General features: G+C 73.9%; 17 protein-coding genes. 3 read left to right on the top strand and 14 right to left on the bottom strand.

The window, feature by feature from the left end; genetic code table 11:
* Positions 1 to 106: 106 nt before the first annotated feature.
* From DFQ13_RS08130 to DFQ13_RS08120, 3 genes are all read left to right on the top strand, one after another.
* Complete coding sequence (locus DFQ13_RS08130; protein WP_110079413.1) at positions 107 to 1,387, top strand: DUF5667 domain-containing protein; 1,281 nt, start codon at positions 107 to 109, stop codon at positions 1,385 to 1,387.
* 177 nt (positions 1,388 to 1,564) lie between these two features.
* Positions 1,565 to 2,374, top strand: a complete 810-nt coding sequence (locus tag DFQ13_RS08125) for an HAD family hydrolase (RefSeq protein WP_110079695.1) — start codon at positions 1,565 to 1,567, stop codon at positions 2,372 to 2,374.
* Positions 2,375 to 2,481: 107 nt separating this feature from the next.
* Positions 2,482 to 3,738, top strand: a complete 1,257-nt coding sequence (locus DFQ13_RS08120; protein WP_110079412.1) for a cytochrome P450 — start codon at positions 2,482 to 2,484, stop codon at positions 3,736 to 3,738.
* Between the two features lie 4 nt (positions 3,739 to 3,742).
* Here DFQ13_RS08120 and DFQ13_RS08115 read toward each other — a convergent pair whose 3' ends face one another.
* The 14 genes from DFQ13_RS08115 to DFQ13_RS08050 all read right to left on the bottom strand — a co-directional run bounded on the left by DFQ13_RS08115 (position 3,743) and on the right by DFQ13_RS08050 (position 18,126).
* On the bottom strand, positions 3,743 to 4,714 hold the full coding sequence (locus DFQ13_RS08115) for a lysophospholipid acyltransferase family protein (protein ID WP_035279336.1): 972 nt from the start codon (positions 4,712 to 4,714) through the stop codon (positions 3,743 to 3,745).
* A gap of 29 nt (positions 4,715 to 4,743) precedes the next feature.
* The gene (locus tag DFQ13_RS08110) at positions 4,744 to 5,772 is read right to left on the bottom strand and encodes an NAD-dependent epimerase/dehydratase family protein (RefSeq protein WP_035279335.1); all 1,029 of its coding nucleotides are present in this window, start codon (positions 5,770 to 5,772) and stop codon (positions 4,744 to 4,746) included.
* 174 nt (positions 5,773 to 5,946) lie between these two features.
* Complete coding sequence (locus DFQ13_RS08105) at positions 5,947 to 6,048, bottom strand: 30S ribosomal protein bS22 (RefSeq protein ID WP_018684825.1); 102 nt, start codon at positions 6,046 to 6,048, stop codon at positions 5,947 to 5,949.
* A gap of 153 nt (positions 6,049 to 6,201) precedes the next feature.
* Positions 6,202 to 6,417 carry a helix-turn-helix domain-containing protein gene (locus DFQ13_RS08100; RefSeq protein ID WP_035279333.1) on the bottom strand — a complete coding sequence of 72 codons (216 nt, stop codon included), beginning with the start codon at positions 6,415 to 6,417 and terminating at the stop codon, positions 6,202 to 6,204.
* 127 nt (positions 6,418 to 6,544) lie between these two features.
* Positions 6,545 to 7,372: a pyrroline-5-carboxylate reductase gene (proC, locus tag DFQ13_RS08095; protein WP_035279330.1), complete on the bottom strand. Its 828-nt coding sequence runs from the start codon at positions 7,370 to 7,372 to the stop codon at positions 6,545 to 6,547.
* A gap of 64 nt (positions 7,373 to 7,436) precedes the next feature.
* Positions 7,437 to 8,297 carry a thioesterase family protein gene (locus DFQ13_RS08090; RefSeq protein WP_233427452.1) on the bottom strand — a complete coding sequence of 287 codons (861 nt, stop codon included), beginning with the start codon at positions 8,295 to 8,297 and terminating at the stop codon, positions 7,437 to 7,439.
* Positions 8,298 to 8,357: 60 nt separating this feature from the next.
* The gene (locus DFQ13_RS08085; protein WP_035279324.1) at positions 8,358 to 9,278 is read right to left on the bottom strand and encodes a proline dehydrogenase family protein; all 921 of its coding nucleotides are present in this window, start codon (positions 9,276 to 9,278) and stop codon (positions 8,358 to 8,360) included.
* A gap of 863 nt (positions 9,279 to 10,141) precedes the next feature.
* Entirely contained in the window at positions 10,142 to 10,942 is an 801-nt protein-coding gene (locus tag DFQ13_RS08080; RefSeq protein WP_110079411.1) for a sugar phosphate isomerase/epimerase family protein, read from the bottom strand.
* On the bottom strand, positions 10,939 to 12,672 hold the full coding sequence (locus tag DFQ13_RS33655) for a hypothetical protein (RefSeq protein ID WP_181399893.1): 1,734 nt from the start codon (positions 12,670 to 12,672) through the stop codon (positions 10,939 to 10,941). Before DFQ13_RS33655 ends, DFQ13_RS08080 begins: the two co-directional genes overlap by 4 nt.
* A gap of 90 nt (positions 12,673 to 12,762) precedes the next feature.
* Positions 12,763 to 13,716 (bottom strand): Ppx/GppA phosphatase family protein, encoded by a 954-nt coding sequence (locus DFQ13_RS08070; RefSeq protein WP_035289692.1) that lies wholly within the window; start codon positions 13,714 to 13,716, stop codon positions 12,763 to 12,765.
* Positions 13,717 to 13,740: 24 nt separating this feature from the next.
* Positions 13,741 to 14,430 (bottom strand): response regulator transcription factor, encoded by a 690-nt coding sequence (locus tag DFQ13_RS08065; protein WP_035289690.1) that lies wholly within the window; start codon positions 14,428 to 14,430, stop codon positions 13,741 to 13,743.
* On the bottom strand, positions 14,427 to 15,623 hold the full coding sequence (locus DFQ13_RS08060) for a sensor histidine kinase (RefSeq protein ID WP_219994338.1): 1,197 nt from the start codon (positions 15,621 to 15,623) through the stop codon (positions 14,427 to 14,429). The genes DFQ13_RS08065 and DFQ13_RS08060 overlap by 4 nt, the downstream gene beginning before the upstream one ends.
* 329 nt (positions 15,624 to 15,952) lie before the next feature.
* Positions 15,953 to 16,699, bottom strand: coding sequence for a phosphoglyceromutase (locus tag DFQ13_RS08055; protein WP_035289687.1), 747 nt, complete (start codon positions 16,697 to 16,699; stop codon positions 15,953 to 15,955).
* A gap of 497 nt (positions 16,700 to 17,196) precedes the next feature.
* Positions 17,197 to 18,126 (bottom strand): DUF4349 domain-containing protein, encoded by a 930-nt coding sequence (locus tag DFQ13_RS08050; protein ID WP_233438326.1) that lies wholly within the window; start codon positions 18,124 to 18,126, stop codon positions 17,197 to 17,199.
* Positions 18,127 to 18,198 lie beyond the last annotated feature (72 nt).

Raw genomic sequence — 18,198 nt, 5'->3', positions numbered from 1 at the left:
CGCCGAACGGGTGTACAACGCGGGGAGCGGCGGGCCGGAGCCGTAACCCCCGGCACCCGCGGTCGTTGAGACCGATCAAGAGCCAACGCCGAAATCGGAGCGGGATGTGGAGAGCGGATCGGGGTCCTCGGGCCCGCGCGACGGGCGCGCGCCGGACGGCCGCGCCGAGTCGTCGCGCGCCGACCTCGGGGCGCTGCTCGCCGACCTCGACGACGACTTCACCGACGACGACCGGGCCGTCCTCGGCCTGTTCGCCCAGCTCGGCCCGCTGACCGGCCCGGACCCCGCGGCCCGCGACCGCATCTTCAACCGGGTGCTGACCGAGTTCCCCGCCGACCGGCCGCGACCGACGCCCAACCCGCGACCGGTCCGGGCGGGCCGCGCGCCGCGCTCCCGCCGCGCCACCGCGACCACCGGCAGCACGCGGCCCGGGGAGGGCCCAAGAACCACCCACGGGGTCCGCGGGCGGTTCGCGGTGGCGGCGGTGGCCGTGCTGGTGATGGTGTTCTCCCTCGGCGGGATGAGCCTGCTGCTCGCCCGCGACGCCCTCCCGGGTGATCCGCTGTACGGGATCAAGCGCACCGGCGAGGCCGCGTCCCTCGGCCTGACCTTCGGCGACGAGGAGCGGGCGTTCAAGCACCTGGAGTTCGCCTCCGCGCGGATCACCGAGATCGAGACGCTGACCCAGCGCCACCCCGACCCGGCCGACGGCCCGGTGTCGGACTACCTGGCCGCGTTCTCCGACTTCGAGGGCGACACCACCGCGGGCACCCGGCAGTTGCTGACCCTGGCCCTGGTCACCACCGGCGACGGCGGCGGGCTCGACGCGCTGGGCGGCTGGGCGGCCCAGCAGGGTTCGCGCCTCGCCGCCGTGCGCGACCGGCTGCCCGCGGCCGCGGCCAACCGCGAGTCGACCACCTCGACCCTGCTGACCGAGGTCCAGGCCCGCTCGGCCGCGCTGCTCGACCGGCTGCCCTGCCACGAGATCACCTCCGGCGCGGTCGACGAGCTGGGTCCGCTGCCCGCCACCACGGTGTGCGCGCTGCGCCCCGGCGCCGTGCCGCCGCCGCCGTCGCAGGCGGGCACCCAGCCCGGGACCGGTGCCCCCGGCACCACCACCGGCACCGGCCAGGTCGCCCCGACCACCGGTTCCGACGGCCCCGCGGGCCTGCCCCCCGCACCGGGCGCGGGCAGCGACCCGGTGGCCACCACGACCGCCCCGACACCCGTGCAGCCGCCGCCGTCGACGCCCGGTGAGGCGACCACGACCACGCCGCCGAGGCCGGGAACCTCGACGCCGCCGACCCTGAAGGTGCCGCTCCCGCTCCCCCTGCCCACGATCGCGGTACCCCCGATCCTGGGCCTGCCCGGTATCGAGATCGGCTGACCGGACGGCGCTAGGCTGTGGTCGACTGGTCGGCTGACTGATCGACACTGATCGGCGGAGTCCCAATCGGACGGGAGGCGCGCGGTGTCCCTGCGGCGTGGGGAGCAGGACCCCGAACTCGAACGCGAACGCATCGCGGTGGTCGCGGGCGCGGCGAGCGCCGACGCCGCGGTCGCGATGGAGGCCAACGAGCCGCCGCGCACGAGCGCCCCGCCCGACCTCACCGCCGCGGCCTTCTTCGACGTGGACAACACCGTCATGATGGGCGCCTCGATCTTCCACTTCGCCAGGGGCCTGGCCGCGCGCAAGTTCTTCACCAACTCCGACCTGCTCAAGTTCGCCATGCAGCAGGTCCTGTTCCGCGTCGGCGGCAAGGAGACCGCGGAGAGCATCCGCACCAGCCGCGAGCAGGCCCTGTCCTTCGTCGCGGGCCACACGGTGGCGGAGCTGATCTCGCTCGGCGAGGAGATCTTCGACGACCTGATGGCGGACAAGATCTGGCCCGGCACCCGCGCCCTGGCCCAGATGCACCTGGAGGCGGGCCAGCGGGTGTGGCTGGTGACCGCCACCCCGGTCGAACTCGCCTCGATCATCGCGCGCCGCCTGGGGCTGACCGGGGCGCTGGGCACGGTCGCGGAGAGCACCGACGGGGTGTTCACCGGCAAGCTGGTCGGCGAGATGCTGCACGGGCCCGCGAAGGCGCACGCGGTGCGCTCGCTGGCCGCCCGCGAGGGGCTGGACCTGCGCCGGTGCACGGCGTACTCGGACTCCTCGAACGACGTGCCGATGCTGTCGGTGGTGGGGACCGCGGTGGCGGTCAACCCGGACGGCGGGCTGCGCGAGGTCGCCCGCAAGCGCGGCTGGGAGATCCGCGACTTCCGGACCGGGCGCAAGGCGGCGAAGATCGGCGTGCCGTCGGTGCTGGGCGCGGGGGCGCTGGCCGGTGCGGTCGCGGCGGGGCTGGCCTACAAGAAGCGGGCCTTCTGAGGCTGCCCGGACCAGGGGTTCGATTCCACGCTTCAGCGGGCGCCTGGGCGGCACCCCGCTGGTCACGGCCCTGGAAGAGGGGCTGGGTCGCGCCTAGGGTGGGGCGCATGGCGCTTCGGGACGAGATCGCTCTGGGTGGTCGGCTGGCGTTGGTGTGGGGCGGGGTGTGGGGGATCGCCGCGGCCGGGGACCCGCTGGCGCGGGTGGTGGCGCCGCCGTGGCGGGCCGACCCGTACGCCCAGTACCGGCGGCTGAGCGGGGCGCAGCGCAGCCGGACCGGTGCGGTGACCGTGGCCTCGCACGCGCTGGTGTCGCAGGTGCTGCGCGACCGGCGGCTGGGGGTGCGCACGGCGGACGGGTCCGAGCCCGCGCCGTTCGCGCGGTCGCCGCTGCCCGCCGAGCACCTGGTGACGCACACTTTCCTGGAGGAGGACCCGCCGAACCACACCCGGCTGCGGGGGCTGGCCCGGCCCGCGTTCGGGCCGAAGCAGATCGCCGGGTACCGGGAGAGCGTGGAGAAGACCACGCACCGGCTGCTCGACGACGCGCTGGCGAAGCCGGTGTTCGACCTGGTCGCGGACTTCGCCTCGCCGCTGCCGATCGCCGTCATCAGCGACCTGCTGGGGGTGCCGGACGTCGACGCGGACACGTTCCTGCGGTACGGGAGGGTCCTCGGCGCCTCGCTGGACGGCATCAAGTCGGTCCGGCACGCCCGGGACCTGCGCGACGCCACCGGGGAGTTGCAGAAGCTGTTCCTGCGGCTGATCGAGGAGCGGACCGCCGACCCGGGGCCGGACGTCATCAGCACCCTCGTCGGGGCGCTCGGGCGCGGGGAGCTGACCGAGCAGGAACTGCTCTCGACCTGCGAGCTGCTGCTGATCGCGGGGTTCGAGACCACGTCGAACCTGATCGGGAACGCCGTGCACACCTTCGCCGCGCACCCCGACCAGTGGGCGGCGCTGCGCGCGGACCCGTCGCTGGCGCCCGCGGCGGTGGACGAGGTGCTGCGGTACGAGTCGCCGGTGCAGATGACGCAGCGGCTGCCGCACGAGGACGTGGAGATCGGCGGGGTGAAGGCGCGGGCGGGCACGCTCGTGGCCTGCCTGCTGGGCGCGGCCAACCGCGACCCGGAGGTGTTCACCGACCCCGACCGCTTCGACATCTCCCGCCCCGACAGCGGCGACCACCTGTCGTTCTCCAGCGGCATCCACTACTGCCTGGGCGCACCCCTGGCCCGGCTGGAGGGCGAGGTCGCCCTGACGGCCCTGGCCGAGCGGCTGCCCGAGCTGAAGCCGGTCGGGCGGGCGCGCTGGCGCAAGACCGTGGTGATCCGCGGCCTGACCCGCTACCGGCTGGCCCGGTAGCCGCTCAGCCGAGGAACGGGTTCCCGCGCTGGGTGAGCATCCGGTAGAGGGTCTGCTGGATCGTCTCGCGGACCTGGTCGGTGAGGTTGAAGACCAGCATCGGGTCGTCCTGGGCGTCGGCGTCGTAGGTGTCGGTGGTGATGGGCTCGCCGAAGCGGATGTGCCACTTCGACGGCAGCGGGACGGCGCCGAGCGGGCCGAGCAGCGGGAAGAACGGGGTGATCGGGAAGTACGGCAGGCCGAACAGCCGGGCGATGGCCTTGAGGTCGCCGATCTTCGGGTAGATCTCCTCCGCGCCCACGATGGAGCACGGGACGATCGGCACCCCGGTGCGCAGGGCGGCCGAGACGAACCCGCCGCGGCCGAAGCGCTGGAGCTTGTAGCGGTCGGAGAACGGCTTGCCGATGCCCTTGAAGCCCTCCGGCCACACGCCGACCAGTTCGCCGGAGCGCAGCAGGTGCTCGGCGTCGGGGTTGCAGGCCAGGGTCTGGCCGGACTTGCGGGCCAGCGCGCCGAGCACCGGCACCTGGAAGACCAGGTCGGCGCCGAGCATCCGCAGGTACCGCCTGCCCGGGTGGTTGTCGTGGACGGCGACCGCGGTCATCAGCGCGTCGATCGGCAGCGTGCCCGAGTGGTTGCTGACGATCAGGGCGCCGCTGTCGACCGGCAGGTTCTCGATGCCGCTGACCTCGACCCGGAACCACCTGTCGTAGAGCACGCGCAGCGGCGGGAGCAGGAGGGCCTCGGTGAGGTCGCGGTCGAAGCCGAACTCGTCGACCTGGTAGTCGCCCGCGAGCCTGCGTCGAGCGAAGGCCAGCGCGTCGGCCACGCCCCGGCGCAGCGGCGAGACCGGCGGCGCGGCGGGCTCCGGGCGCAGCGGGGTCGGTTCGACGGCCGGGCCGTCGGGGGTGGACGGCGGGGTGAACCGGCGATTCCGCTCGGTCCGCTGGAGCGGGATCACCCTGGCTTCCTGCATTCCCTACGCACCTTCTCCGCTCGGTTGCCTCACACCCGGGTCCGCAGGACCCGGCTCTCCAACGCGGCGAGCAGCGACGGGTCGAGCACCGGCCGCAGCGCGCTGCCGTGCACGTAGTCGTCGAACGCCTGCCGGGTGGTCCACCTGGGGGTGAACCCGAAGACCGTCCGCAGCCGGGTCGTGTCGACCACCCGGCCGTAGTTCAGGTAGCGCACGTGGTCGGGGTTGAAGTCGACCAGCCGGGCGCCGCGCAGCAGCCTGCCCGCGGTGGGCACCGCCGCGGCGGGCATGGGGAGCTGGACGCGCCCCGCCCGGCGGATGGCCTGCGACAGCATCAGCACGCCGTCGCCGCCCACGTTGAACACTCCCCCGCCCTCGCGCAGGGCCGCCTGCTCCAGCACCGCGAGGGCGTCCTCCGAGTGCAGCAACTGGATGCGGGCGTCGTAGCCGAGCACGGTGGGGACCACCGGCAGGGCGAAGTAGCGGGTGAGCACCGTGTCGACCCGGGGGCCGATCAGGTTGGTCAGCCGGACCAGGGTGACCTCGACGTCCGGGCGGCGGCGGGCGAAGCCGCGCACGTACTGCTCCACCTCGACGGCGTCCTTGGCCGGGCCGCCGGAGGAGATGTCCTTGGGGGTGTCGTCCTCGGTGAACACCGCCGGGGAGCGGGGGCCCGCGCCGTAGACGGCGGTGTTGGACTTGACCACCAGCTTGCGCACCGACGGCGCCCGCTGGCAGGCCGCCAGGAGCTGCATGGTGCCGATGACGTTCATCTCCTTGAGCGCGGTGCGCCGGGTGGGCCCGGGCGGGAGCGCGGTCAGGGAGGCGTGCACAACGGTGTCCACGTTCGCCGAGGTGATGACCTTGGCGATCAGCGGGTTGCGGATGTCGGCGCGGACGAACTCGGCCCGACCCATGGTGCGCACCACGTCCCGGTACGGGGGCACGGTGTCGACGCCGAGGACGCGGTCGATGTCCGGGTTGGCCGCGAGCCGGGCGGCCAGGTGGCCACCCAGGTAGCCGCCGACGCCGGTCACCAGAACGACTTTGGGCGTCATGGGCATCCCTGGGATGAGGTGTCGGGACCTACGACTGTACGCGGGCCCCGGCGGGCCGCCAGTCGAGCAACACACTCTTAACGCAGGTCACACGGGGTGTCGGGGGATGTTCACCCGAACAAGGCAGCGGCCTGTGCGCAGATGAGCACAGGCCGCCCGCCGGGTATTGCGAAACTACTTCTTGAGCTTGCGACGCTGGACGCGAGTCTTGCGCAGCAGCTTGCGGTGCTTCTTCTTCGACATGCGCTTGCGACGCTTCTTGATGACCGAGCCCATGTGGGTTCAGCTCCTGTCCGTTGGTCGTACTGGAGTCCGGCGCTCCGGTGCTGCCACGTCCGAGGACGCGCGCCAAGACACCAGGCACAACGGCTGACCAGAGTACCCGGCGGCTTGGGCGGCCCCGGCAAGGGGCCCGTCAACGGGCCCGGGTCACCCCGCGTCGAAGTACGCGTTCTGCAGGTAGTCGTGCACGGCCTTCTCCGGCACGCGGAACGACTTGCCGACCCGCACCGCGGGCAGCTCGCCGCCGTGCACCAGCCGGTAGACCGTCATCTTGGAGACCCGCATCAGGGTGGCCACTTCGGCCACGGTCAGGAATTGCACCTGGGGCAGGGTCTTGGGCTCATCTCGCTTCTGAACAGCCATGATTCACCGCAACCTTCAACACGCGTCGCGCCGCCGGCTTCCCCACCGACGGATTCGACACGCACGTGCTTCGATCGAGGGTAGCGGGACACGTGTGACTGGTGCGATGTCACTTTCGGTTATTCAATCAACCCTGGTCGTGCGCGGCGCCCAGTTCGCGGGAGCGGTCCCTGGCCGCCTCGATGGCGTCGATGAGCGCGGCGCGGACCCCGTGCCGCTCCAGCTCGCGGATCGCCATGATCGTCGTGCCCGCCGGGGAGGTGACCGCCTCGCGCAGGGTCACCGGGTGGTCGCCGCCCTGGGCGAGCATGGTGGCCGCGCCGACCGCGGACTGCACGATGAGGTCCTGGGCGACCGCGCGCGGGATGCCGAGCAGGATGCCCGCGTCGATCATGGCCTCGACCAGGTAGAAGAAGTAGGCGGGCCCGGAACCCGACAGCGCGGTGACGGCGTCCTGCTGCGCCTCGGGCACCCGGACGACCTTGCCGACGACGCCCATCAGCTCCTCGACGGTGGCCAGGTGCTCGGGACCGGCGTGCGCGCCCGCGGAGATGGCGCTCATGGCCTCGTTGACGAGCATCGGGGTGTTCGGCATGACCCGGACCACCGGGACGCCCTCGGGCAGCCTGCGCTCGAACAGGGCGGTCGGCAGGCCCGCGCACAGCGACACGACCAGCTTGCCCGGGCCGACCACCGGCGCCAGCTCGTCCAGCAGCGGCTCGATGTCCTGCGGCTTGACCGCGACCACCAGCACGTCGGCCCGCTCCGCCGCGTCCGCCACGTCGGCGGAGGGGATGCCGTGGTCGGCGGTGAGCTGGGCGGCGCGCGCGGCCGAGCGCTCGGTGAACACCAGCTCGTCGGTGCTCCGCCCGCCGTGCAGCAGGCCCGAGAGCAGCGCCTCGCCGATCTTGCCCGCGCCGAACACCGCGACGACCGGTCGCTTCACCTCAGTCATGCGACCAGGCTATCCAGCCCGGCCGCCCCGGGAGGGGCCGGGGAACCGGACCCTCCCGGGGTGGTCAGCCGATGGCGGAGAGCGCGAGCTGCCGGGCCTGGCAGACCAGGCGGCCGGTGGAGTCGACGACGGTGGCGTCGGCGTCGAACCACATGCCGTGCACGGCCTTGGACTCGACCTGGATGCGCAGCCAGCCCGGCGCCGGGCGGGAGCGCAGGAAGGCCGTGAGCTGGACCGTGGGCGACCAGCCGACGCGGCCGAGGTTGAACGTCACCGGCATCGAGATGTCCCCCGCGACCAGCGCGAACAGCGGGTCGGGGTGCTCGCCGCGCGGGCGGGCCCACAGCCGCAGCCGCAGCGGGTCGCCGATGTGCCCGTGCAGGAAGCCCGCCCCGTTGGGGTCGAGGCGCACGTCGCAGGTCTCGCTGAGCTTGAACGCCGACGCCGAGCGCATGGCCGACAGGTCGATGGCGTTGCCGGGCGGTTCGGCGGACTGGTTGGGCAGGTCGGTCCACGCGGCCCGCTCCCTGGGCAGCCTGCCGGTGGTGACCAGGCCCTCGACGCAACTGTGCCCGCTCTGTTCCAAGTGGACGGACACGACGGTGGTGCGCCTGCCCGACTTGCGCACGTCGGTGCGCAGCAGGACCGGCCCCACCCCCGGTGGGCGCAGGAACTGCGCGCTCACCGAGAGCGGGTCGACCAGCGGCGTGCCGGAACCGGTGTGCGTGGCCACGGCCGCCTTGGCCAGCAGGGCCATCAGGAAGCCGCCGTGCGGGCGCCCGCCCACGGTCCAGGCGGCGGGCAGGTCGGCGGTGAACGTGCCGTCCCCCAGGGGGCGCACGCGCACGGCCGCGGCGAACGACCCGACCGCGGGCGCCGGGCCGCCACCCGCCCGCACATCGCCGTGCCCAGCAGCGCTATTCATGGCCACAGCCTGCCACGCCCGGTCCACCGATTCCCCCCGCGCCACCATCGCCGCCGTCCGTCAGGTCCGGGTCACCAGGGCGCGCAGGAAGAACGCGGTGTTCGCGGGCCGTTCGGCCATCCTGCGCATGAGGTAGCCGTACCACTCACCGCCGTAGGGCACGTACACCCGGACGGTGTGCCCGAGGCGGGCCAACCGCAGTTGCTCCTCGGGGCGGATGCCGTAGAGCATCTGGTGCTCGTAGCTGCCCGGGGGTCGCCCGTGGGCCTGGGCGCGCTCGCCGATGATCCGCACCAGGCGCGGGTCGTGGGTGGCGAACATCGGCACACCGGAACCCGCGAGCAGGGCGTTGGTGCAGCGCACGTAGCTCTTGTCGACCTCGACGGGCTCCTGGAAGGCCACCGACTCCGGTTCGGCGTAGGCGCCCTTGCACAGCCGGACCCGGGAGCCGGGGCCGGAGAGGTCGAGCACGTCGTCCAGGGTGCGGTGCAGGTACGACTGGAGGACCGCGCCCACCCACGGGTGCTCGCGGCGCAGGCCGTCGAGCACCCGGAGGGTGGAGTCGGTGGTGGTGTGGTCCTCCATGTCGAGGGTGACCGTCGTGCCCGCCTCGGCCGCGGCGGCGCAGATCCGGGCGGCGTTGTCCCGGGCCAACCCCTCGTCGAGCAGTTGGCCGACGGCGGTGAGCTTGACGCTCACCTCGGCGTGCGCGGCGAGCGGGCCCAGGGCGGAGAGCAGGTCCAGGTAGGCGCGGACGGTGTGCTCGGCCTGCTCGGTGTCGGTGGTGTCCTCACCGAGGTGGTCGAGGGTGACGGCGAGACCGGAGTCGACCAACCGCCGGGTCACGGCGACGGCGTCCTCGGTGGTCTCCCCCGCCACGAACCGGCGGACGACGTCCCGGCTCACGGGGGCGGTCGCCACGAGGCGGCGGGTGGCGCCGTTCCGCGCGGCGGCGAGGATCAGGGAACGGAGTGGGTTCACGGACCGGGACTCTACGTGGGGAACACCAACTCGGCGGCAAACCGTCCGGTCGTCCTACGTCTGTTGTCGGGGGTGGCACCCGACCGCCTGTGGACAACCCCGATCCGGCCGCCCGCCTCTGTCGGTGTCTCCTGCTTGGATTGATTCGGGGGCTGCGAAATTCGCTGGGCCGTGTGCTCGGCCGCTTCGCCGGGACCTTGGTACGCGCTTCGGCTCAAGCGCCGGGGTTTGTTGTGGGTGTCCGGGGTAGGCTGACCTGCTCAGCCGTGCCGTGGTTTCAAAGCCCGGTCGTTTTGTGGGCGTGCCCGGGTGGATCTGCTCAGCCGTGCCGTGGTTTAAGGGCCCGGTCGTTTGTTGGGCGTGCCCGGGTGGGTGGATCTGCTTGGGCGGGGCCCCTACAGCGATCATGCGCCCAGTGTGACCGAGTGGGACGAAAAGAGTGCCCCACTGCCCAGGCAGGCTCGCACATGATCGCTTCCCCCACCCAAGCACATCCACCCACCCGGGCATTCCGGCGCCGGGCCGGCGGCTGCGGGGGTGGTCGCCGGCTGCGCACTGTGAGGTTCGGGTGGCTGGCCGCCAGGCCGGGGGTTGGTGGGGTGGTCGCCGGCTGCGCACTGTGAGGTTCGGGTGGCTGGCCGCCAGGCCGGGGGTTGGTGGGGTGGTCGCCGGCTGCGCACTGTGAGGTTCGGGTGGCTGGCCGCCAGGCCGGGGGTTGGTGGGGTGGTCGCCGGCTGCGCACTGTGAGGTTCAGGTGGCGGGCCGCCAGGCCGGCGGTTTGTCGGGTGGTCGCCGGCTGCGCCGGTGGGGTTCGGCGTGGCAGGGCAGTTGGCGGGGTGGCTGGGTGGCTTCGGGGACTGGCCCTAGCGGGGCACGAGGTGCTTGCGGGCGAAGGCCAGGGACTCGCGCAGCTCGGCGGCCCGTGCCCCCGGCGCCTTGGCGTGCCGGGTGTTGACCTCCAGCACCACCTGCCCGGTGAAGTCCCGTTCGACCAGGCTGTGCAGCAGCTCCGCGCACGGCTGGTCGCCCCGGCCGGGGACCAGGTGCTCGTCCTTGGGCAGGCCCCTGCCGTCGGCGAGGTGCACGTGGGTCAGGCCCGCGCCCATCCGCCCGGCCAGCGCCATCGCGTCCACCCTGGCGGCGGAGGCGTGCGACAGGTCCAGCGTGTAGTGCCGGTGGCCCTCGTCGGTCGGGTCGGTCGACGGGCGGAACGCGGACAGCTCCACCGCCCGCCCCGCGCCGAGGCCCCGGCGGACGGGGAACATGTTCTCCACCGCCACCGCTACACCGCTCTCGTCCTCCAGGGCGGCGACCAGGTCGGCGAAGCCGTCGGCGTAGCGGCGCTGCCAGCGGAACGGTGGGTGCACCACCACCGTGCGGGCGTCGAGGTCCTGCGCGGCGCGGACCGCCCGGCGCAGCCGGACCTCCGGGTCCGGGGACCAGACCCGCTGGGTGATCAGCAGGCACGGGGCGTGCACGGCCAGCACCGGCACGCCCGTGCTCCGCGACCGCCTGCGTAGCTGCGGCACGTCCTGGCTCAGCGGGTCGGCCCACACCATGACCTCGACGCCGTCGTAGCCGAGGTCCGCGGCGAGGGCGAACGCCGTCGCCGCTGTCTGCGGCCACACCGACGCGGTGGACAGGCCGACCGGGACCACCGTCACCGGCCCAGCAGCAGGAGGACGGCGGGGGAGACCGTGACGACCAGGCCGACCAGTACCGCCAGCACGGTGGTCTGCAGGTCCTCGGCCTTGCGGATCTTGCGGACGATCAGCACCAGGCCGACGATCACGGCCAGCGCGCCGATCAGCGCCGCCGGGGCCAGCACCCGCCACAGCCAGTTGAAGCCCAGCCACACCGCCGCGCCGCCTGCCACGCCGAGCGCGAGCTGGCCGCCCATGATCAGCCACTCGCGGGTGGGCGAGGTCTCGCGCTCGTCGTCGGCGTCGTCGGCGTCGAGGTCGTCCAGGTCCTCGAGCTCCTCGAGGTCGTCCTCGTCGTCGCGGTCGTCGGGCCGGTCGTCGTCGGCGTCGAACGTGTCGGGGGCGTCGAGCCTGCTGACGTCGAAGTCGCCGGAGGGGCGCTCGTCGACCGCGGCGCGACCGCGCGGGCCCGCGCCGAGGCCGGGGTAGTCGTCGTGGGCCTGGTAGTCGTCGAACCGGGTCGCGGCCTTGTCGTCGAAGCCCTCGACCTTCTCGTGGAACTCCGTGGGCGGGCCCTGCGGGTCGACCGCGGTCTCGGCGGCGTCACCGGGGAACTCCTGGGCGCGACCAGGCGGCACCGGCAGGGCCTGCGAGGGCTGCTGCGGGCCGTTCGGCAGCCCGGGGCGCCGGGACGTGCCCGGGGCGCGGCGGGGCAGCAGCGGGCCACCCCGGCGCGGACCGGCGGCCTGCGCCGGACCGGCCTGGGGCGGGTCGGTCGGCACCGGGTCGGTCGGCGCCTGGTCCACCTGCACCGGGTCGACCAGCTCGGTGCGCTCCGGGACGCGGGGCAACTGCTCGGTCATCGGCTCCGGCGCGGGGCGCGGCGGTTCCGGCCGCCCCGGGCGGCGGGGCAGGTCCGGGGCGGGCGGCTCGGCGGAACCGAGGTCGGGCAGGTCCGGGCGGGTGCCCTCCATCCGGGTGTCCCGGCGGGCCTCCCGCCTGCCCTGGTCGGCCTGCTGGCGGCCGGGGTCGCGCAACTGGTCCACCCCGGGGCGCGGCCGACCGCGCGGCGGGCGCGGCGGCTCGACGTCCGGGCGGGCGGGCGGGTCGAACTCCGGGCGCTCGTAGTCCGGGCGCTCGTGGTCCGCGCGGCCCTGCGGCTCGAAGGGCGGCGGCTCGAATGCCTGCTGCTCGAACTCCTGGCGGTCGGGCTCCGGGCGGGCGGCCGGGTCGAACCGGCCGGTCTCCAGGCCGGGGTCGCCGGTGCGGCCGCGGACCGGCAGCGACCGGCGCGGCGTGGTCGGCCTGCCCGCGGGCGGGCCCGCCTGCGGCACGGTCGGCGGGTCCTGCGGGGGCTCGGCCTGCGGCGGCCCCTGGGGCAGCGTGCGGCGGCGCGGCGGGGCCTGGCGGTCCTGCGGCGGCTGGTGCGCGGGCGGCGGGGCCTGCTCGGGCTGCGGGGGCGCCTGCCTGCGCTGCGGCGGCTGCTGCCGGTCAGCGGCGGGCGGCTGCTGCGGGGCGCGGCGCGGCCGGTGCGAGGTGCGCTCGGGCGCCTCCTGGTCCTCGCGGATCGGGAGCATGGTGCCGCTGTCGGACATGACCCGCTCGATGATGGCCTGGGGTGCGGTGTCCGAGGCGTCGTCCGCCCTGCGGCGGCGTCGCCTGGGCGCGCCCTCGTCCGGGTTGCCGCCGTACTTGGCCAGCAACTCGGCCACGGTGCGCTGCGTGCGCTCCGGTCCACCTTCTTGACTCATCCACTCCACCGTGCCCCGTGCGGGCCGAACAGTCCAGTGCTCGCACACTCCAGCGGCAGCACCCGGTCGGTCGCCGCCCAGCAGTACCTGTCAGTCCGAGGAATCAGTGTGGTCCTCGCCATTCGTCTGGTCCAGCCGTCGCAGGATGACACCCTCGCGCAGGGCCCACGGCCCGATCTCGAGTTCGGTCAGTGACAACGCTCGCATAGTGGCCTGCGCCACAAGGGCACCCGCCAGGAGCTGGTGCGCGCGGCTGGGGCTCACCCCGTCCAGCTCGGCCAGGTCGGTCGCGGACATCCGGGAGACGAACGCGATGAGCTGGCTCAGCCCGGACTCGGTGAGCACCCGGCGGACCCTCGGCCCGGCCGACGACGGCGCCGCCCCGGTCAGCCTGGCCAGGGTGCGGAACGTCTTGGAGGTGGCGACCGCCCGGTCCGGCCTGCCGAACTTCGCCGCCCGCTTGGCCACCGGCGCGAGCTGCTCGACCAGCCACTGCGCGGTCTCGGCCACCTCGGTGCGGGTGGGCGGGTCGGCGGTGAACCGGGTGCGGGTCGTGCGCCCGGCGCCCAGCGGCACCGACACGGCGAAGTCCGGGTTCTCGTCGATGCCCGCGGCCAGCTCCAGCGAGCCGCCGCCGATGTCGGCCACCAGCAGGTTCCCCGCCGACCAGCCGTACCAGCGGCGGGCGGCGAGGAAGGTGTAGCGGGCCTCGTCCTCACCGGAGAGGACGCGCAGCTCCACCCCGGTCTCCCTGGTGACCCTGGCCAGCACCTCGGCGGAGTTGCCCGCCTCGCGCACCGCCGAGGTGGCGAAGGCCATCAGCTCCGCGCAGCCCAGGCGCACCGAGGACGCCTTCGCCTCGGCCACGGTGCGCACCAGGTCGTCGGCCCCGCGCTTGGACAGCAGCCCGGACGGGGTGAGCCGCTCGGCCAGCCGCAGCACGGTCTTCTCCGAGCGGGCGGGGGTCGGGTGGGCACCACGATGCGCGTCCACCACGAGGAGGTGGACGGTGTTGGAGCCGACGTCTAGCACACCGAGGCGCACGGCCAGAACCGTACATGGCCTCGATCAGGACTCGAACTTGTAACCCAGGCCGCGGACCGTGACCAGGTGCCTCGGGGCCGCCGGGTCGGGCTCGATCTTGGAGCGCAACCGCTTGACGTGCACGTCCAGCGTCTTGGTGTCGCCGACGTAGTCCGCGCCCCAGACCCGGTCGATGAGCTGGCCGCGGGTGAGCACCCTGCCGACGTTGCGCAGCAGGTACTCCAGCAGGTCGAACTCCTTGAGCGGCAGCGCCACGTCGGTGCCGGAGACGGTCACCACGTGCCGCTCGACGTCCATCCGCACCGGCCCGGCCGCCAGCACCTGCGGCAGCAGCTCGCCGTCGCCACCGGCCTCGCCGCCGCGGCGCAGCACCGCGCGCACCCTGGCGATCAGCTCGCGGGCGGAGTAGGGCTTGGTGACGTAGTCGTCGGCGCCCAGCTCCAGGCCCACCACCTTGTCGATCTCGCTGTCGCGGGCGGTCACCATGATCACCGGCACGGCCGAGCGCTGGCGCAGCGCCTTGCACACGTCGGTGCCGCTCATCCCGGGCAGCATCAGGTCCAGCAGGACGATGTCGGCGCCGTTGCGGTCGAACTCCTCCAGCGCCTGCTGCCCGGTGCCCGCCACCGCGGCGGTGAACCCCTCCTTGCGCAGCAGGAAGGCGAGCGGGTCGGCGAAGGACTCCTCGTCCTCGACGATCAGCACCCTCGTCATGCCGGTCCTCCGTGGTGATCGCTAACGGCGCTGTCGACCGTCGACAGCGCGCCTTGTGCCCCGACCCCGACGGGTTCCGACCCGACGTGGGCCGGGATGCGCAGGGTGAACGTGGAGCCCAGCCCCGGCTTGCTCCACAGCCGCACCTCGCCGCCGTGGTTGGCCGCGACGTGCTTGACGATGGCCAGCCCGAGGCCGGTGCCGCCGGTGGCCCGGGAGCGGGCCTTGTCGAGGCGGTAGAAGCGCTCGAACACGCGCTGCTGCTCCTCCTCGGCGATGCCGATGCCGCGGTCGGTGACCGCGATCTCGACCATGCCCTCGGCGGCCCGCCTGCTCACCGTCACCGGGGACCCGGGCGGGGAGTAGGCGAGGGCGTTCTCCAGCAGGTTCGACAGCGCGGTGACCAGCAGCGTGCGGTCGCCCTCGACCAGCAGGCCGCTGTCGGTGTCGGTGGTGATGTCGATGCCCGCGGTCTCCATCGCCGGGCGGGCGCGGCCCATGGCCTCGGCCACCACCGCGTCCACGCCGACGGTGTTCATGTCCGGCAGCCGCTCGGCGCCCTGGAGGCGGGAGAGGGCGATCAGCTCGGTGACGAGGGTGCCCAGGCGGTTGCCCTCGTGCAGGATCTTGGTGGTGAAGCGGCGCACCTCGACCGGGTCGTCGGCGGCGTCGAGGACGGCCTCGGCCAGCAGCGCCATCGCCCCGACCGGGGTCTTGAGCTCGTGGCTGACGTTGGCGACGAAGTCGCGGCGGACCGCCTCCAGCCGGACCACCTCGGACTGGTCGTCGGCGTCGATGGCGGTGAACCCGTCGCCGAGCGGGCGGACCTCGCCGACCACGGCCTCCGGGGTGCGCCCGCCGCGCGACTCCAGCGGCGCCAGGTCGACCTCGATGGGCTCGTTGGTCTCGCGCACCACCTCGGCGGCCTTGCGGGCCCGGTCGTCGGCGCGGTGGTTGCGGACCAGGCCGAGGGCCTCGGCGCGCGGGTTGTGCAGGACGACGTCGCCGAAGCGGTTGAGCACGACGATGCCGGAGTGCGAGGAGTGCGTCAGACGGCTGACCAGCTCGGCGACCGTGGGGCCGACCGGCTTCCGCTTGCCCACCGCGCCGCGGGTGCGGCCGAGCAGGAAACCGACGGACAGGCCGATCAGCAGGGTGCCGAGCGACAACGCGATACAGACCGGGGCGGCCACAGGGGGATCGTAAGCAGCCCGGCAGCGGTTTTGACCAGTCTGATCACGCTTTCCGTGACAGTGGTGACACCTGCCGCGCGGTTGTTCGTACCGCAGTCAGGTCACGTTCACCCTGTCGTGTCCTACCGGCCGGTAGAAACCCGCCGGTGATCCTTCCGTAACCACCCCGGCGGGTGAACTTGGCGGGGCTGCCACGGGCCGGTCGCCTGCGCGTGGCGCCCCGTACGACGGGGCGTCGCCCGGTGAACCGCGGGGCCGCCGGGACGGCGCCCCGGGGACGGCGGAGGCCCCGGCTCGGGTGAGCCGGGGCCTCGGTCGGTCGTCGGGGGTCAGCGGCCCTGGTTGGCCACCGCGCTGATGGCGGCCGCGGCGGCGTCGGGGTCGAGGTAGGTGCCGCCCGGCGTGGTCGGCGCCAGGTCCTCGGTGAGGTCGTAGCGCAGCGGGATGCCGGTCGGGATGTTCAGCCCGGCGATGTCGCTGTCGGAGATGCCGTCGAGGTGCTTGACCAGGGCGCGGAGGCTGTTGCCGTGCGCGCCGATCAAGACCGTCCGACCCGCGCGCAGGTCGGGGACGATCTCGGACTCCCAGTACGGGACCAGCCGGGTGACGACGTCCTTGAGGCACTCGGTCAGCGGCAGGTCGGCGCCCAGCCCGGCGTAGCGCGGGTCGGCGTCCTGGCTGAACTCGGAGCCGCGCTCGATGGGCGGCGGCGGGACGTCGTAGGAGCGGCGCCAGAGCATGAACTGCTCCTCGCCGAACTCCGCCAGCGTCTGCTTCTTGTCCTTGCCCTGCAGGGCGCCGTAGTGGCGCTCGTTGAGCCGCCAGTCGCGCTTGACCGGAATCCAGGCGCGGTCGGCCGCGTCCAGCGCCAGGTGCGCGGTGTTGATGGCCCTGCGCTGCAGGGAGGTGTGGACGACGTCCGGGAGGATGCCCGCCTCGCGCAGCAGGGTCCCGCCCCGGATCGCCTCGGCGGTGCCCTTCTCGGAGAGGGGCACGTCGACCCAGCCGGTGAAGAGGTTCTGTGCGTTCCAGACGCTTTCGCCGTGCCGGAGCAGCACCAGGGTTCCGATGGCCATGGGTGGAGCCTGCCAGACCCGTTCGGGCGCACCCGTGGGGTGGGCTTGACAGGGGCGCACGGGTGCGCTCGCACGTGGTACCGGCGCCCGCGGCGGCGGGGCCTGCCCGGATGATCCGCCCCGGATGGTCGGACCGCTGTCCGCGACCGGTCCGGGGGTGCGCGCCGGGGCCGGTCGGGGTTGCGCTGACCTGCGGAACAAGCGTCGTTATGAAATCGAGACGCCAACCGCGCGAGAGTCCCCGATCGGCTTACCTGGCGGCCTTGTGTCCGTGTCCCGCATCTGACAAGTTGACAACAGCCTCGACGGATCAGCTCCCAAGCACTCCCTGATCCCCGGGGCCACCCGCGCGGCTCGACTCCCCTGCCGAGCCGCACGAAACCCGCAGTGGGCCCCAGGTGCCCCCCGCCTCGGCGGCCCGGTGGGTTCGGTCGCGGGGCGGTCCGGGATTACGACTCCCCCCTCGCCCGGTCCGCTCCGCGACCCCACCCCGCGCCTCAGCCCTCCGCGGGCGCCACGGGCGCCGCGGGCGGCTCCGCCCTGGTCCTGCGGCGCAGCCGCAGCACGACCCAGCCGACAGCGGCCGCGAGCGCGGCGAACGGCAGCAGGTAGCCCACCACCCGCAGCACGAACCCGCCCGCGGTCAGGAAGCCGTCCCAGCCCGCCGCCAGCGCGGACAGGAAGCTGTTGTCGTCCGCGGGCTCGGACACCACCGGGGCGTCCGCCCGGACCACCTGCACGGTGATCTTCGACATCGCCACGCTGCCCGCGAGCCGGTCGCGGCGGGCGAGGAGGGATTCCAACTCGGCCTCGCGGCGGGTCACCTCGCTCTCGATCTCGACGATCTCGGGGACCGAACGCGCGTTCGCCAGCAGGGCGCGGACCCGGTCGAGGCTGGCGCGCTGGGTCTTGATGCGGCTCTCCACGTCCACGGTCTGCTCGGTGACGTCCTCGGCGTTCTGCCCCCGGTTGCGGACCGTGCCCGCGCCGCCGTCGGTGAGCTTCGCCAGGACCGCGTCGAGCTTGTCCGACGGCACGTGCAGGGTCAGCGAGGCGGTGCGCTCGGAGACGGACTCCTGCCCGGAGTAGCCGCCCGCCGCCAAGACCTCGGCGCGGATGGTCTCGGCGGCGGCGACCACGTCGTCCGAGCCCAGTTCGAGGGTGGCGGTGCGGGCGAGCTTGCGGTCCACGCCCGGGGCGCTGACCTGGGCGGCCTGCCGGTCGGCCGGTCCGGACTCGGCGGCCTTCCCGCCGTTCGCGGAACCTGCGGCGTCCGCGCCAGCCGGGGCCTGCGCCGCCCGCTCCGGGGCGACGGCGGCGGAGGTGCCGCTCTCACCGCTGCTGGTGCAGGAGGCCAGGGCCGCCAGCGCGGTCGCGGCCAGGAGCAGGCCCGCCGTGCGGCGGGCCCGTCTCGGGGTGGTGTTCATCTCGGTGTCCCCTCAGGTGAGCTGTGCGATCACCGGTGGGACGGGGCATCCGGGTCAGCCCGTTGCCGGGGA

The sequence above is a fragment of the Actinokineospora spheciospongiae genome (assembly GCF_003182415.1).
Lineage (GTDB): Bacteria > Actinomycetota > Actinomycetes > Mycobacteriales > Pseudonocardiaceae > Actinokineospora > Actinokineospora spheciospongiae.
The sequence above is the reverse complement of the archived record's forward strand: the minus strand, read 5'-3'. Positions and strand labels throughout refer to the sequence as shown.